At 51.2% G+C, this 15,007-nt stretch carries 9 protein-coding genes; 4 read left to right on the top strand and 5 right to left on the bottom strand.

The window, feature by feature from the left end:
• Nucleotides 1-53: 53 nt before the first annotated feature.
• Nucleotides 54-2,816 (top strand): pitrilysin family protein, encoded by a 2,763-nt coding sequence (locus tag DWB84_RS01295; protein WP_187407951.1) that lies wholly within the window; start codon nucleotides 54-56, stop codon nucleotides 2,814-2,816.
• 4 nt (nucleotides 2,817-2,820) lie between these two features.
• Here the strand turns inward: DWB84_RS01295 and DWB84_RS01300 are convergent, their stop codons facing one another.
• The gene (locus DWB84_RS01300; protein ID WP_187407952.1) at nucleotides 2,821-3,651 is read right to left on the bottom strand and encodes a response regulator; all 831 of its coding nucleotides are present in this window, start codon (nucleotides 3,649-3,651) and stop codon (nucleotides 2,821-2,823) included.
• Nucleotides 3,652-3,849: 198 nt separating this feature from the next.
• Nucleotides 3,850-4,326, bottom strand: coding sequence for a DUF4265 domain-containing protein (locus tag DWB84_RS01305; RefSeq protein WP_187407953.1), 477 nt, complete (start codon nucleotides 4,324-4,326; stop codon nucleotides 3,850-3,852).
• A 143-nt stretch (nucleotides 4,327-4,469) separates the two neighbouring features.
• Between DWB84_RS01305 and DWB84_RS01310 the strand changes: the two genes are divergently transcribed.
• A complete protein-coding gene (locus tag DWB84_RS01310) occupies nucleotides 4,470-5,744 on the top strand; it encodes a M48 family metalloprotease (RefSeq protein WP_187407954.1) in 1,275 nt (424 codons plus the stop codon).
• A gap of 55 nt (nucleotides 5,745-5,799) precedes the next feature.
• On the opposite strand, the gene DWB84_RS01315 is transcribed toward DWB84_RS01310, so the two are convergent.
• From DWB84_RS01315 to DWB84_RS01325, 3 genes are all read right to left on the bottom strand, one after another.
• Entirely contained in the window at nucleotides 5,800-6,261 is a 462-nt protein-coding gene (locus tag DWB84_RS01315) for a YchJ family protein (RefSeq protein WP_187407955.1), read from the bottom strand.
• Between the two features lie 2 nt (nucleotides 6,262-6,263).
• Complete coding sequence (locus DWB84_RS01320) at nucleotides 6,264-7,226, bottom strand: sensor domain-containing diguanylate cyclase (protein WP_187407956.1); 963 nt, start codon at nucleotides 7,224-7,226, stop codon at nucleotides 6,264-6,266.
• Nucleotides 7,227-7,424: 198 nt separating this feature from the next.
• Entirely contained in the window at nucleotides 7,425-8,783 is a 1,359-nt protein-coding gene (locus tag DWB84_RS01325; RefSeq protein ID WP_187407957.1) for a VWA domain-containing protein, read from the bottom strand.
• Between the two features lie 507 nt (nucleotides 8,784-9,290).
• Here DWB84_RS01325 and DWB84_RS01330 point away from each other — a divergent pair.
• Together DWB84_RS01330 and DWB84_RS01335 are read left to right on the top strand one after the other, a co-directional pair.
• Entirely contained in the window at nucleotides 9,291-12,575 is a 3,285-nt protein-coding gene (locus DWB84_RS01330; protein WP_187407958.1) for a cytochrome c, read from the top strand.
• A gap of 233 nt (nucleotides 12,576-12,808) precedes the next feature.
• Nucleotides 12,809-14,929: a c-type cytochrome gene (locus DWB84_RS01335; RefSeq protein WP_187407959.1), complete on the top strand. Its 2,121-nt coding sequence runs from the start codon at nucleotides 12,809-12,811 to the stop codon at nucleotides 14,927-14,929.
• The last annotated feature ends 78 nt before the right edge of the window (nucleotides 14,930-15,007 follow it).

A 15,007-nucleotide genomic window follows, 5' to 3' on the forward strand; every position in this document is an offset into this window, starting at 1 on the left:
AATAAACAGCCAGTAAACTCGGCCGTTTTTTCCAACCATCCTAAGGAAGTCAGATGCTTCGATCTCTGTTGAGCTTATTCGCCGTATTGTTGCTTGCGGCTGCCAGTACGACAGCCAAACTTTCCTACGCTGATAATTCCGTCCCGCTGCCGCGCGGGGTGGAGAAAGTTGTTGAGGTCGAAGGCATTACCGAATACCGCTTAAAAAATGGATTGACGGTGTTGTTGTTTCCGGACTCAAGTCAAGAAACAGTCACGGTCAATGTGACCTATAAGGTCGGTTCGAAGCATGAGAGCTACGGCGAAACCGGCATGGCGCATCTGTTGGAGCACTTGTTGTTCAAGGGCAGCAAGAAGCATCCGGATATTCCGGGAGAGATGTCGGCGCGCGGTGCCGAAGCCAATGGCACCACTTGGTTGGATCGCACTAATTACTACGAAACCTTTACCGCCACCGAAGACAACATCGACTGGGCGCTGCGCATGGAAGCGGACCGGATGGTGAATTCGTTTATTGCAAAAAAGGATCTGGACAGTGAAATGACGGTGGTGCGCAACGAATTCGAACGCGCGGAAAACAATCCGTTGCGCGTGTTGATGCAGCGTATGAGTTCCAGCGCTTATCTCTGGCACAACAACGGCAAACCCAGTATTGGCGCTCGCTCGGATATCGAAAATGTCTCTATTGAGCGACTGCAGGATTTTTATAGGCGCTATTACCAGCCGGACAATGCGGTGCTCACAGTTGCCGGAAAATTCAATGAAGCGTCCTTGTTGAAACTGATTCAAAAACATTTCGGCAAAATTCCCCGGCCAAAGCGTCAGCTCACCAAACTCTACACCGCAGAACCTGCCCAAGACGGCGAACGAAGCGTTACGGTGCGGCGCGTGGGGGATATTCAGTGGTTCGCCGCCGCCTATCACATACCCGCCGGCAGCCATCCGGACTACCCAGCGCTGGAAGTGCTGACGGAAATTCTCGCAGATACGCCGCGCGGTCGCCTGCATAAAGGGTTGGTGGAAACAAAACTGGCGGTATCGGCCTTTGGCTATCCCTATCAGCTTCAGGATCCCGGCCTGCTGTTCTTCGGCGCGCGGGTGGAGAAGGGCGCGGATTTGGAGAAAACCCGCACAGCATTTCTGCAGTTGGTGGAAGGCGTTGCCCAAACGCCCATCACGGACGATGAAGTAGCGCGAGCCAAGCGCAATCTGCTGAAACACATTACGCTCGCCTTCAACTCCTCCGAACAAATTGCCATAGCTCTCAGTGAATACATCGGCATGGGCGATTGGCGCCTGCTGTTCCTGACCCGCGATCGTATCGAAGAAGTCACCGCCGCAGATGTGCAGCGGGTAGCGACGCAGTATCTGGTGCGCAACAACCGCACGGAAGGACGTTTTTATCCCACCACTGCGCCGGAGCGAGTCGACATCCCGGTAGTGGCGGATGTTGCAGCCATGCTTGAAGGATACAAGGGCCGTGAGATCGCAGCCGCGGGTGAAGAGTTTGATCCGTCCTTGGAGAATATCTCCACCCTGGTGCGGGAACACTCGCTTCCCGCAGGAGCCAAGATCGCATTCTTGCCGCGCAAAACCCGTGGTGAGTCGGTGATCCTGAACTTGAACATGCAGTACGGCAGCGAAAAAAGTTTGTGGAATCAAAGCGCGGTGGCTTCTCTTACCGGTGCCATGTTGATGCGCGGTACGCGCCAATACGACCGCCAAGCGTTGCAGGATCGTCTCGATGAGCTGCAGGCGAACGCCAGCATCGGCGGCAGAATTATGGGCGCTTATGCGTCTGTATTGACCACCAAAGCCAATCTTGCCGATGTAGTGGCAGTAGTGGCCGAAGTGCTGCGCAACCCGGTGTTTGATACCAAGGAGTTCGAGCTTCTCAAAAGCAGCGCTATCGCCAATCTGGAAGCCTCGCGCCAGGATCCGCAGTCCATAGCCGGTCGCGAAGCGCGTCGCTTCTACAGCCCATGGCCTCCCGGCCATCCTTATTACGCGCCGACTCTGGACGAAGAAATCGCCGAGCTTCGCGCCGTGACCATAGATGATCTGAAGCGCTTCCACAAAGAGTTCTACGGCGCGAATCAGATGCAGATCGCCATAGTCGGCGATTTTGATGAGCAGGAAATTTTGGTTGCGCTGAAAGAGCAATTCGGCGAGTGGCGCAGTTCGGCGGAGTATGTGCGAATACTGCAGCCCTATCGCCCGATTGATCCTGTCACTCGCACTTTTGCCACACCGGATAAAGAAAATGCGGTGGTCATGGCGCTGATGCCGGTGCCGGTCGGTGAAAATCACCCGGATGCCGCAGCATTGCAACTCAGCACTTATATTTTCGGCGGCGGTTTTCTCAACAGCCGCCTGACCACCCGTCTGCGCCAGCAGGATGGACTCTCCTACAGTTCATCGGCTTGGGTGGTGATGTCCAACTGGACGGATAACGGCCAGTTCACTTCCTACGCCATCTTTGCCCCGCAGAATCGTGCGGCGGTAGAAAAGGGGCTGCGCGAGGAGCTTGGCAAGATACTGAGCACGGGCTTCACCGCTGCCGAGGTCAAGGCGGCCAAATCCGGTATGTTGCAGGAAGCGCGGGTCGCGCGGACGCAAAACGAAAATCTTGCGGAAATGCTAGCGCGCAATCTCGAAGTCGGCCGGGATATCCAGTGGCTGATGCAACGGGAAGCTCAGCTGCAGGCGCTGACCCCTCAGCAGTTGCTGGAAGCCTTGCGCCGTCACGTAAAAGCGGAAGATGTGTCGTTTATCTGGGCGGGGGATTTCCGTGCGGAGCAGCAGCCCACTCCGTAAGAGGTTAAGCGCCAAACAAACTGGTTAAAACCTCGTGTTTGGCCGGATCCTGATCGACAAACCGCACGATCATCCGCACCCTCTGAGCGTTGGGGGTGGGTTCACAGGCGCTGATGCTGTGGATATAGGCATTGATGCGGGCGAGCGCCTTGCCGTCCGGTGCCATTATGTCCACCACGGCCTGATCAAATACGCTCGGCAGGATCTGCGGTCGCGTCACAGTGCCGCACAGCGCCTGGCTCGAGGTTTCCAACAAATCGTATTCGCAGGAAATATGCGGGAAGCGCAGCAGCACTTTGCCGGCGAATTTGCTGGGTTTATGGCTGGACGCAGACGAAGGAGGAACCTCGGTCGTCGCCGGATGGGTTACGGCACTGGCTCGACCGCCGGTCAAGACATCCACGGACGAAAAGGCAAAGCCGCGCTGCGCCGGAGAAACGGCACCCGATGGTTTGTAACCGAGGCGCTTGAGCTGTTTGCTGATCTTGCGGCCGAGCTCATCCCGAGTGAACGGCTTGGAGAGATAGTCGCTGACCCCTGCCTCCACTGCTGCCATCACGTGATTGCGGCCGCCCTGGCTGGTAATCATGATAAAAGGCGTCTGGCCAATTTCTGGCTGCTTGCGTAACCAGCGAAGCAATTCTTCGCCGGACATTTCCGGCATCTCCCAATCCGACAAAATCAGATCGGGCGTTTTACTCTTGATTAAACTTGCGGCTCTGGCTCCATCGGGCGCTTCCAGCAGTTCTGCATCTGGAGCCAATTGGCGGACGGTGCGCTTGACCATATCGCGAACGAAGGTCGCATCATCCACCACCAAAACCTTTAAAGACATGCTGCTAATCTCCTCTGCGACAACCGCGTAGGGTTATCGAGTAACTCAAATCTAAACGGCGGAGACTGGGCGCCGATGGATAAACTATAGGCGCAGATATGCCCCTGTGCGTGTAAAGGGCCAGTTTTATTGGATGAAATTAGGGCGAGCTTGTGGGGGAAAAGCGGTAAACAATGCGCGCCTGTGCAGGCGCACCGGTTACTGGGGTTTCAGTATATCGACCCACCAATTGAGCGGAGTCACACCGTCGGTGGGGTCGTAGACATTGCCGTAAAACCACGCGCTGTCGGGCGTCATGTGCGCATTGAGCAGCTTTTCAATCGGTTCGAAGCCGCAGCTGACATGAATGCTGTAGACAAGGGCACGCGGCGTCTCCAAATCCAACTGCCCACCGAGTTTTTCCATTTCCGGGGTAATGGCTTCGTCGAGAATGCGAATGTCGCCGCGGCTGAATACCCGAATACACAAATTGCCGCTGCGCTGACGCAGGGTAAATTCACCGGCACCACGATCCAGTTTGATTAAATCGCCACGAGCCAAACCTTTGACCAACAGCGGCGACTGGAGAAGGCGGCATTCGTCTTGCTCAGTGACGTCCACTGGCAGGCGTTCCACAACAGGCTGCCCGTGCGGATTTTGGCCAGCGAACAATTCGATGACTTGAGCTGTCTGCATAGTGTCAGCTTTCCTGGTTAAAATGGCCGCGCATTATAACGACAATATCCGATCATCATGGCTGATTCGCACGCTTCCATGATGAGCCATAGATAAAGGCCGGGTATTCTCCAAGCCAATTACGACACTAAAAAGGAGCCTCAATGCATACTCTGTCCCGCTTTCTACTGGTTTATCTGCTGGCGGCGCTTACCGCCTGCGCCGTCAATCCTGTCACCGGCAAAAACGAACTCTCTTTGATGAGTGCGGAGCAGGAAGTAAGTCAGGGCGCACAACTGTACCAGCCCTACCAGCAACAACAGGGCGGACGCTATGTCGTGGACCCGGAATTGACGGTGTATGTAAACAGCGTCGGCCAAAAATTGGCGCGCGTCAGCGATCGCGCCAATCTGCCTTATGAATTTGTCGTACTCAATAATAGTGTGCCGAATGCCTGGGCCTTGCCTGGCGGAAAAATTGCGGTGAATCGCGGCTTGCTCGTTATGTTGGAAGACGAATCGCAACTGGCTGCCGTGTTAGGGCACGAAATCGTACACGCCGCAGCGCGCCATTCCGCGCGGCAAATGACGCGCGCGACCTTGCTGAATGTCGGCTTGATGGCAGCTGGGGTAGCAGCGCAGAAATCCGATTATGGCCAATGGATGCTGGCCGGCGCAGGTGTGGGAGCGAGCGCCTATCAGGCTCACTACGGCCGCGATCAGGAACTCGAAGCCGATAAATACGGTGTTCAATACATGGTAAGAGCCGGTTATGACCCGCAAGGCGCCGTCGAGCTGCAGGAAAAATTTGTCGCCTTATCGAAAGGGCAGCAGAGCAGTTTTATGGAAAGCCTGTTTGCCAGCCACCCACCCTCAGAAGAGCGCGTAAAACGCAACCGTGAACTTGCGGCCGAAAATGCCAACAAAGGCGCGCGCAACAAAACCGCATATCAGAATGCGATTAAACAGTTATTGCGTGACAAGGAAGCCTATCAATTGCACGAGCAAGCTTTGCAAGCAGCGCAGAACAACGATTTTAATCAGGCGTCCAGCTTGATCGATAAAGCGATTCAAAAACAGCCGAATGAAGCGCTGTTTCATATCACCAAAGGCCAATTAAAAATGGCAGCCAAAGAAGACAGCGCCGCATTGCAGGCTTTTCAACAGGCGGCGAAGCTGAATCCTGAATATTATTTGGGATATTTAGGCGTAGGTTTGCTGGAGAAAAAGGCGGGTAAAAATTCCGCTGCTACAGATGCGCTGAAAAAGAGCATGCAATATCTGGAAACGCCACTGGCGGCCTATCATCTCGGAGAATTGTCACTGGCGGCAGGCGACAAGAATACCGCGCGTAGCTATTTTGAATTTGCGGCGCAAGGTACGGGTGATGTAGCGGAAGCTGCCAAGGCTCAACTCGCTAAACTGACCCCAGCCAATTAACGCTTCTTTTAAATTGATCTAATTATGCCCGCTCCATAGGAACGGGCATATCTCATCAAGCTCCGCAGCATTTCTTAAATTTTTTGCCGCTGCCACAGCAGCACGGATCATTGCGCTGCAGCTTTTTTGCGGGCAAATGAACACCGTCGGCGTAATACCAATGTCCATCCCGTCGCAAAAAATCCGAGCGTTCATGTATTTGGCCAATGCCAGTTGCATCCTTGTAAAAAGCAATAAATTCCACGGTGCCGCGGTCATCAACCGCGCTTGAATTAAGCACATCCAGCTTTAACCATTGGGCCTGGTCAAAGGTTTTTTCGAGATCGGTCGGATTATCCAGATAGCGTTTTTCCGGCAGGCGAGTTTGCAGTAAATAGGGCAAATTTTTACTGCAGAATGCGCTGTAACGGCTGCGCATCAGAGCTTCTGGCGTGGCTGGAATATCTGTGTTCGTGAGAAAAGGCTGGCAGCAGTCGGAAAACAAACGACCGCTGGAACAATAACAGGCTTGAGTCATAGTTAATGGCGAAATGGACGAGCGTGGCCGTCAAGTTTATCGTGAATCACTTGGCCGTCGGGAGCCTGATTGTGGCGAAACACCAATTGCCCGGCATTATGGATCATTTCTTCAATGGTGGTACTTTTTTCTGGTGTCACGGAATAAATGCCGATGCTCACCGACACGTCGTGTTCTCTTCCCATCACATCTTTCATTTTAAGTTCATTGACTTCCTTGCGCAGAGACTCCACACGATCGTACACGCGTTGATCGTCATCTTCGATGCAAACGATTACAAACTCATCGTCGCACATGCGGATCGCTATATCGGCGGAGCGGGAAAAATATCGTCGGATGATATCGGCAACTTTAATTAAGCATTCATCGCCTAGGGTTGCGCCGCCGATGGTGTTGAGCATTTTGAAACAATTAATATCGACGAGAATTGCGTGAAGACGCAATTTTTCTCTTTTTGCCGCGCCTAATAAAAATTCACCCCGGGTGGATAAATGACCGCGATTTTTGAGTTTGGTGAGGTTGTCTGTTTCGTTGGTGTATTCGAGTCGTTTGCTCATCTCCCGATACAGAATATTCACCTTGTCCAAAACGCTCTTCAGGTATTCCTCTTGGGTGACGTCTTTGTAGAAACAAATGATGTGGGAATAGCGGCCGTCTTTTTCGGTATAGCGAAAAGAGAAGTCCACGTAAAAAGACCTGCCTTTTCCTTCTAAGCGCAGCCGTTCGGAACATTCGAGGCGTTTTTGCAGCGTGTCATGTATGCGCTTGCGTTCTTCATCGTCAGTAAGCGGCATCAGAAATAAGCATTCCTGATGCAAAATTTCTTCGCATGTATAGCCGGTTAATTGTAAAAATGCCGGGTTCGCAAAAATAATCGGCGTGTTGAAGTCATTCAGTTCGGCAATCACAATGCCTTCGTTGCTGGCCATTAAAGCAGCGCTCATCAAATCTGCTGACAGATGCATATTCCTCACCTTTTGCGCGCAATTTCACAACCCGGTGGGTGGTGGAGGTCGCCATTTACAACAGTAGACGAGTATTTTTCCGAGATAAAGAAGGAGTGCGCATTAACTTATAAACGGTCGGTTAATATAACTTTCCGACCGTTATTTGCCAAAGTAGAAATTAAGCAGATCTAATAATTGTTGTACGGTGCCAAAAAATTAGCGACCAGTCGGGCATGTGCCAAGCGTTTGTTCGTCAATCTGCAATACAAAGTCCTGCTTGCCTTCTGCGCCGCTGGCGAGATGTTTGGTGTGCAACGTGAATCTGTGCTCGCCGCGGCGCAAGGGGGTTTCTATACCTATGGTCTGCATGGTGATGAACTCCCTTTTTACGCTGTTAAACAACTGGCCGAGTGTTTTACTGTCGCTGCCAAAGAAATATTGGCCACGGCTTTGTTCGGCGAGACTGCGCAGATCCCGTTTGCCTTGTTCTTTTAACTCGTTACCAAAAGCAATGACGTAAACGCGCAGATTGCGTATTTTGGCCAAACGCGCTTTGACAGAAGCCAGGTCGGTAATCGGGTAACCTTGGTAAGTCCAAAATAATTTGCCTTGCAAATCGCCTTCACCGCTATAACGGTCGGCGCTGTTGTCGAAGATGGTACTGTGGTTGTCTTCGCCGTCGGAGAAAATAACCATTACATGTTGATCCCGGTTGCCCGCGGCTTTGCCGTCGCGCAGCAATTCCTCATGTACGCCGATGGTGTAATCGACTGCTTTCCACAGTCCTGTGTAGCTGCCTTGGACGGGTTCGGGAAGATTCAAAATGTCGGAGAACTGCCATCCCTCACCGCGGTTGTTCGTTGCCGGGCGGTAGATGAGATCGTTAAACCAAGTCAGTTCCCAGAAGAAATTCGAGTTGTTGGCATTCCAAGCGCTGGCCAATTCCTGCAAAACATCGACTGCGGCAGATTTCATTGGCTCAAACGCGGGCGGATTATGGCGCAACATGGAGTAAGTGCTGTCGAGCACCAAAGATAACGCCATATCGGATTTCAAAAGTTCAGAATCCCGGCTCAGTAACGCTTCCACATCAGGCGGTTCGTCATTGACCAGCAGCTGTGACAAGAGTGCTGTGGGTTCTTTATTAGCATCAATCTCCGGATCGAGCGGCCAGCCGCTTTCATCGCGGGTGACAAATTGCAGGATAATTCGGCTTGCGCCGTTGTTGGGGTTCCAGCACGCAGATCGACTGATGATTTCCACCGACAACTGGTCGGTAACGCAACGACCGTTTTCCAAATGTCTGCCAGGGCCGCATTCGTTGCCATTATCCGGCACACAAATTCCATTGACCGGGGTTTGGCCAATCGGGCAATTCCCATTAGGCACTTGGCATTTGCCGCCAATCCACTGCTGACCAGAGGGGCAGGGCTTGGGCGGGGAATCGCATTTTTCGTAGGGGGACTGATTGTTTCTGCAATCCAGTCCTTGGCTTTTGCCCCCTTCACAACCGCTTAGGTAAATGCCGCACAGTAAGGTGATCAGTAGGACATAGAGAGATCTTGCGGAATACATCGCGTGCCCCTTTGTTGGTCAATTTGCAAAGCGGGCTAGTTTACAGGAAGGATTCGGCCAGTGATGAAGTGAGAAGAAGTCTTTCTTCTTTTATACGTACTTATATGAGAGGCGGTTTTATATAACCAAGGCGCGTTTTTCAACGTCTGTTCAAAATTCGACCAATTCACATTTGGTTTGGACTTATTGCTAAAAAAGCTCAACTTCTTCGCTTTATTTCGTTTAGTACTCTTTTAATGCCAACTGCGTCACATGAGCGGCGGGTGTCCGTCATTGAATGATTTCTGACCCACCGTTTAAGATGCCGCCTAGGAAAAAAGCGGTGAATTTCCCGTGCGTGGGTGTCCTGCTATTGGCGTCAAAGACGATTTGGAAAAACAAGACCTCGTAAAGAGGCGATTAAAAGAACATGACCGGTTCGCTGGATGTTCCTCTTAACCGCTGGTGAAGTGAACAAGAAAACAGGCAAATTACGTCATAAGTATTAAAACGTACAGGAGACTTACCTTGAAAAATCTCGCACTAATACTGTTTACGGTTGGTGCTCTTGCTCTGCAAGGGTGTAGTAACGGAGGGTCCAGTCCAACGCCTCCGAAGAATCCACCAACAGGTTCTAGTTCTAGCTCGAGTTCCAGCTCCAGTTCTAGTTCTAGCTCTTCAAGCAGCTCATCTTCAGGAATTGTAGGCAATAAAACTGAAGGTGCAAAAAAATTCATTGAAGAATGTTCAAGTTGCCACACCGATAATTTAGACGGAACCTTCAGCGGCTCCAATCCATTTGATCTGAACAACCTGCGTCACACCACGGTTGACGAGCTTGCCGATTTCATTGAAAAGGCAATGCCGCCAATCTATCCGGAGAAGTGTGACGCTCAATGTGCTGCTGATATCGCCGAGCACCTGCTTGGATACTTGGATGGCAGCAATCCGGGCTCAAGCTCCAGCAGCTCATCAAGCAGCTCTTCAAGCTCAAGTTCGTCCAGCTCTTCCTCTAGTTCTTCCAGTTCCTCTGGTAGCAGCGGAGTGCCAGGCGACTCTTCGTCGAGCTCAAGCAGCAGCTCTTCATCGTCTTCAAGCTCTAGCAGCTCATCAAGCAGCAGTTCGTCTTCTAGCAGCTCATCTTCAAGCTCTAGCAGCTCTTCCAGTAGCTCCTCTTCAAGCTCTAGCAGCAGCTCGTCTTCTTCATCCAGCAGCTCAAGCTCATCTGGTGGCCCAGTATCCTGTGATGCTGCTGTAGAAGCTGGCCGCATTGCTTATGAGAGCTCTGCAGCAGGTTTGAGTTGTGCAGGCTGTCATGGTGCGCCTCAGGAAGGCGTGGTTACCTGGACAGGTCCTTTGGCGACTATAGATTTGTATGACGCTGAATTGAATGGATATAAAGAGCAAGGAAAAAATCAAGTTGATCTGTCCTTGCACGAGTTTATTGCGACCTATATGCCGTTCCCAACTGCTCCTGTGTCATTGGAAACAGCTGAAAATATCGCTGCTTATCTGACTCATACAGTGAATGTAGGCAAAAACTGGTGTCCTGGTGAGGATTGGCCGCCTGTTGAAGGTGGATCTGGCTCATCTTCAAGCTCCAGCTCGTCTTCTAGCTCAAGCTCTAGCAGCTCGTCTTCCAGCAGCAGCTCATCTTCAAGCTCATCTACCTCTTCTGGTAGCAGCGGTGAACCGGGCAGCTCTTCTTCATCGAGCAGCAGTTCGTCTTCAAGCTCAAGCAGCAGCTCATCGTCCAGCTCTAGCAGTTCGTCTTCTAGCAGCTCATCAAGCAGCAGCTCTTCTTCGAGCAGCAGTTCATCTTCCAGCAGTTCATCAAGCAGCTCGTCTTCAAGCTCAAGCAGCAGCTCGTCTTCTTCATCCAGCAGCTCAAGCTCATCTGGTGACCCAGTATCTTGTGATGCTGCAGTAGAAGCTGGTCGCATTGCTTTTGCGAGCACCGCAGCAGGTCTGAGTTGTGCAAACTGTCATGGTTCGCCTCAAGAAGGTGTGGTCATTTGGACAGGTCCTTTGGCGACTATCGATTTGTATGACGCTGGATTGAATGGCTATAAAGAGCAATCTGGAAATCAGGTCTCTCTGTCCTTGTCCGAGTTCATTGCGACCTATATGCCGTTCCCAGCTGCTCCTGTGTCATTGGAAACAGCTGAAAATATCGCTGCTTACCTGACTCACACAGTGAATGTAGGCAAAAACTGGTGTCCTGGTGAGGATTGGCCGCCGGTTGGAGGTGGATCTGGCTCATCTTCAAGCTCAAGCAGCAGTTCGTCTTCATCTAGCTCAAGCAGCAGTTCTAGCTCCAGCGGCTTGTCTTCTAGCAGCTCATCATCATCGAGTTCTAGCAGCAGCTCCTCAAGCTCAAGCAGCTCGTCATCATCGAGCTCTAGCAGCTCAAGCTCATCAACATCCGGTGGTGTAGTGGATGCCGAGACTATTGCTAAAGCGAAAGAGTTTGTTGGCGATGTCCGAAATGTCTCAAAAATTGGTAATGGGGATATCTTGGCTTCCATTTCCAAACTGTTGGATGGTGAGACCAAAACGACATTTGATGCCTTCAGAAATAAGATCAATTCAGCTGAATTGATCAATGGCGACAACCCGCAATTCTTGTTGAGTGCGCTTGGCGAGGCTGCCTCTCCGATCGCTGATGTGTTGGCGAAAACACTGAACGGCGAGCGTCCGACAGAAACCAGGTCAGGTCAGATTATTGTGGCCTCAAGTATCCAAGGCAACTCGCCGCAGCGTCACATCTATACGGTCAAACAGGATGTAGATGTTTGTGATGAAGGCCAAGATACTAAGGCTTGCGTTGTAAACGTTGATCTGGTGTTGCAACTCGACTTCCCGAACGGCCCGACAGGTGCTCAGGGTAATGGTGTTACCAGCTTGACTGCTGCAGGTGGTTTGCGTGTGACCATTACGAAAGCGGTTCTGAAAAATGCGTATGTATCAGCAACGGTTCAGCCTGTTTCAACTGGTCACCTGCAAGTGAGCGGCTTGTCCTTTACCTCTGATACCAATGCGATTGCAGGCTGGAAAGACTCGACTGCGCTGAGCCTGAATTTCAGCAATCTGTCTATTAATCTGCCGCTGACCTTGGAACAGTTGGGTACAACAGATCCAGTTAAGGCGGATGTGACTGTCACAGGCAAAGGCACCTCAATCAAAGTTGATGTAGGTATCTTGAGTCGCGATAACGAAAGCCGTACTGCAATTGATGTGTTTGCGTTGCAAGGCGTCGAGTTGGATGCAACGGCTGGTATCAGCGATGCAGCTCAAAGCCTGCAAGTTACCAAGGCTGCGGTAAGAGCAAATGGATCAAAAGTATCAGTTGACCCAGATCCGTTCGATGATATCCCTGCACCTCCGGTCTACAGCTTCTTGCTGGAAACTGTTGGTAAGGAAACCACCTTCACCACTAGTGGTGAGACTGCAGCGGAATTCCTGAACGCATCTGTTGAGTTGGAGGCATCAGCCAAGCTGGCAGGAGTGGATTCAGTTGAAATCTCCGCCGCAGCGCAGCGTTCCTCAGATGAGCTGCTCAGTTTGGATCCGTTCAAACTGGTTGCTGACGGTGGAGAGCTGACTGTGTCCGGTGACATCGATTTTGATGGTGAATTGGTCAACTTAGATGCATTGAATGAGGCTGGCTTTATGCTGGAAATCACATCAGCATCTAATGGATCACGCAGTGGTACGTTGGTAGATGTGAACGGACGCAAAGTGGCTGATGTCGTGGAAGAGAACGGCAAGCTGTATATCAATTATGTGGACGGAACTTCCGGCGTGTTTTAAGGATTAGCTTGATTATCAAGGTAATTTAGGGGCCCTTCGGGGCCCCTTTTTTATTGGCAATTAAAGTGAAAGAACGAGATCTGGTTGACGTTCAGCTGATTCGAGTTCGCGTATTATGGTGCAGGTTGTAACCATAATAAGCCTCTTTAAGCGGTAACTAGGGGGCAGCGGATTCCAATTGTTCAGTATGCGGCATATGTAGTTTTACTGGACGCCTTTTATAGGATCGTTATATGAAAAATATCGCTCTAATCTTATTGGCTGCTGGAGCATTTGCTCTGCAAGGTTGTACAAATGGCGGCATTACGGGCTCATCATCTTCCAGTGCTAGCTCAAGCTCCGGTGGGGACACTACTTCTAGCTCATCGAGCAGTAGCTCCTCTTCGTCTAGCAGTTCATCTTCTTCATCAAGCAGCTCTTCTTCGAGCAGCTCCTCATCCTCTTCAAGCAGCTCATCAAGTTCATCCTCTGGTGTAGCTAATACTTGTGATGCTGATGTAGCAGCAGGACAAGCTCTCTACGCGTCAACTTGCTCCTTTTGCCATGGCAATGTACCCACAGATGGTATTACTACCTCATGGAAAGGTGGGCTTGCAGCTATGGATGTGTATGACTCTCTTGGAGATGGCTACAAAACTAATGCAGCTGGCAACCAGGTAAGCCTGGATCTCAGCGAGTTCATCTCTCTGTATATGCCTATCACTGCATTGGGGTCTGTATCTGCCGCACAGGCCGATACACTTGTGGCTTATATCACCCATACCTTGAATGCCGGCAGAACCTGGTGTCCTGGTGACGATTGGCCACCGGCTGGCGGTGGAGCTGGTTCATCTTCAAGCTCCAGCAGCTCTAGCAGCTCATCATCAAGCTCCAGCAGCTCTAGCAGCTCATCATCAAGCTCTAGCAGCTCCTCAAGCTCAAGCAGCTCTTCATCGTCCAGCTCTAGCAGCTCAAGCTCCTCAACATCAGGTGGTGAAGTGGATGCCGAAACGCTTGCTCAAGCAAAAGAATTTGTAAGCGACATTCGAACTGTCTCCAGAGTTGGTAGCGAGGATATCTTGCTGTCCATTTCCAAGCTGTTGGACGGCCGAACTAAAGCGACATTTGATGGCTTCAGGGATAAGATCAATTCAGCTGGATTGATCAATGGCAGCAACCCGCAATTCTTGTTGAGTGCGCTTGGCGAGGCTGCCTCTCCGATCGCTGATGTGTTGGCGAAAACGCTGAACGGTGAGCGTCCAACAGAAACCAGATCAGGTCAGATTGTTGTGGCCTCAAGCATCCAAGGCAACTCACCGCAGCGTCACATCTATACGGTCAAACAGGATGTAGATGTTTGTGATGAAGGCCAAGATACTAAGGCTTGCGTTGTAAACGTTGACCTGGTGTTGCAACTCGACTTCCCGAACGGTCCGACAGGTGCTCAGGGTAATGGTGTCACCAGCTTGAATGCTGCGGGTGGTTTGCGTGTGACCATTACGAAAGCGGTTCTGAAAAATGCGTATGTATCAGCAACGGTTCAGCCGGTTTCAGCTGGTCATCTGCAAGTGAGCGGCTTGTCCTTTACCTCTGATACCAATGCGATTGCAGGCTGGAAAGACTCGACTGCACTGAGCTTGAACTTCAGCAACTTGGCTCTTAATTTGCCGCTGACCTTGGAGCAGCTGGGTACAACAGATCCGGTTAAGGCGGATGTGACTGTCACGGGCAAAGGCACCTCAATCAAAGTTGATGTAGGTATCTTGAGTCGCGATGGCGAAAGCCGCACTGCAGTTGATGTGTTTGCGTTGCAAGGCGTCGAGTTGGATGCAACGGCTGGTATCAGCGATTCAGCTCAAAGCCTGCAAGTTACCAAGGCTGCGGTAAGAGCAAATGGATCAAAAGTATCAGTTGACCCAGATCCGTTTGACGATATCCCAGCTCCACGAGTCTATGGTTTCTTGGTGGAAACCGTTGGTAAGAAAACCACCTTCACCACCAGTGAAGAGACTGCAACTGAATTCTTGAATGCATCAGTTGACGTGGAAGCTTCTGCCACATTGACAGGCCTTGGTCCGGTTACTGTTAAAGCAGCAGGACAGCGCTCATCAAACGAACTGCTCAGCCTGAATCCATTCAGAGTGAGTTCGGATAGTGGAGAGCTGACTCTGTCTGGTGATATCGACTTTGAAGGCCAGTTGGCTAGCTTGGATGCATTGAATGATGCAGGCTTCACGCTGGACATCACCTCCGCATCCAACGGATCTCGCAGTGGTACATTGCTGGATAAGAGCGGACGCAAAGTGGCTGATGTCGTAGAAGAGAACGGCAAGCTGCAAATCCGCTACGTAGACGGAACCTCTCAGACTCTCTAATTCTGAGAAGTTTGTATCAAAGTTTAAAAGGCCCCTTTTCGGGGCCTTTTTTCTTTGTAGTATCTCCCTCTAATTGAG

This window comes from Saccharophagus sp. K07, assembly GCF_014336955.1.
Taxonomy (GTDB): domain Bacteria; phylum Pseudomonadota; class Gammaproteobacteria; order Pseudomonadales; family Cellvibrionaceae; genus UBA5868.

Bases quoted from the DNA above. Each gene is read 5' to 3' on its own strand.
- DWB84_RS01295 (WP_187407951.1), top strand. From the start codon at position 54: ATGCTTCGATCTCTGTTGAGCTTATTCGCCGTATTGTTGCTTGCGGCT.
- DWB84_RS01305 (WP_187407953.1), bottom strand. From the start codon at position 4,326: ATGCAGACAGCTCAAGTCATCGAATTGTTCGCTGGCCAAAATCCGCAC.
- DWB84_RS01310 (WP_187407954.1), top strand. From the start codon at position 4,470: ATGCATACTCTGTCCCGCTTTCTACTGGTTTATCTGCTGGCGGCGCTT.
- DWB84_RS01320 (WP_187407956.1), bottom strand. From the start codon at position 7,226: ATGCATCTGTCAGCAGATTTGATGAGCGCTGCTTTAATGGCCAGCAAC.
- DWB84_RS01300 (WP_187407952.1), bottom strand. From the start codon at position 3,651: ATGTCTTTAAAGGTTTTGGTGGTGGATGATGCGACCTTCGTTCGCGAT.
- DWB84_RS01335 (WP_187407959.1), top strand. From the start codon at position 12,809: ATGAAAAATATCGCTCTAATCTTATTGGCTGCTGGAGCATTTGCTCTG.
- DWB84_RS01315 (WP_187407955.1), bottom strand. From the start codon at position 6,261: ATGACTCAAGCCTGTTATTGTTCCAGCGGTCGTTTGTTTTCCGACTGC.
- DWB84_RS01325 (WP_187407957.1), bottom strand. From the start codon at position 8,783: ATGTATTCCGCAAGATCTCTCTATGTCCTACTGATCACCTTACTGTGC.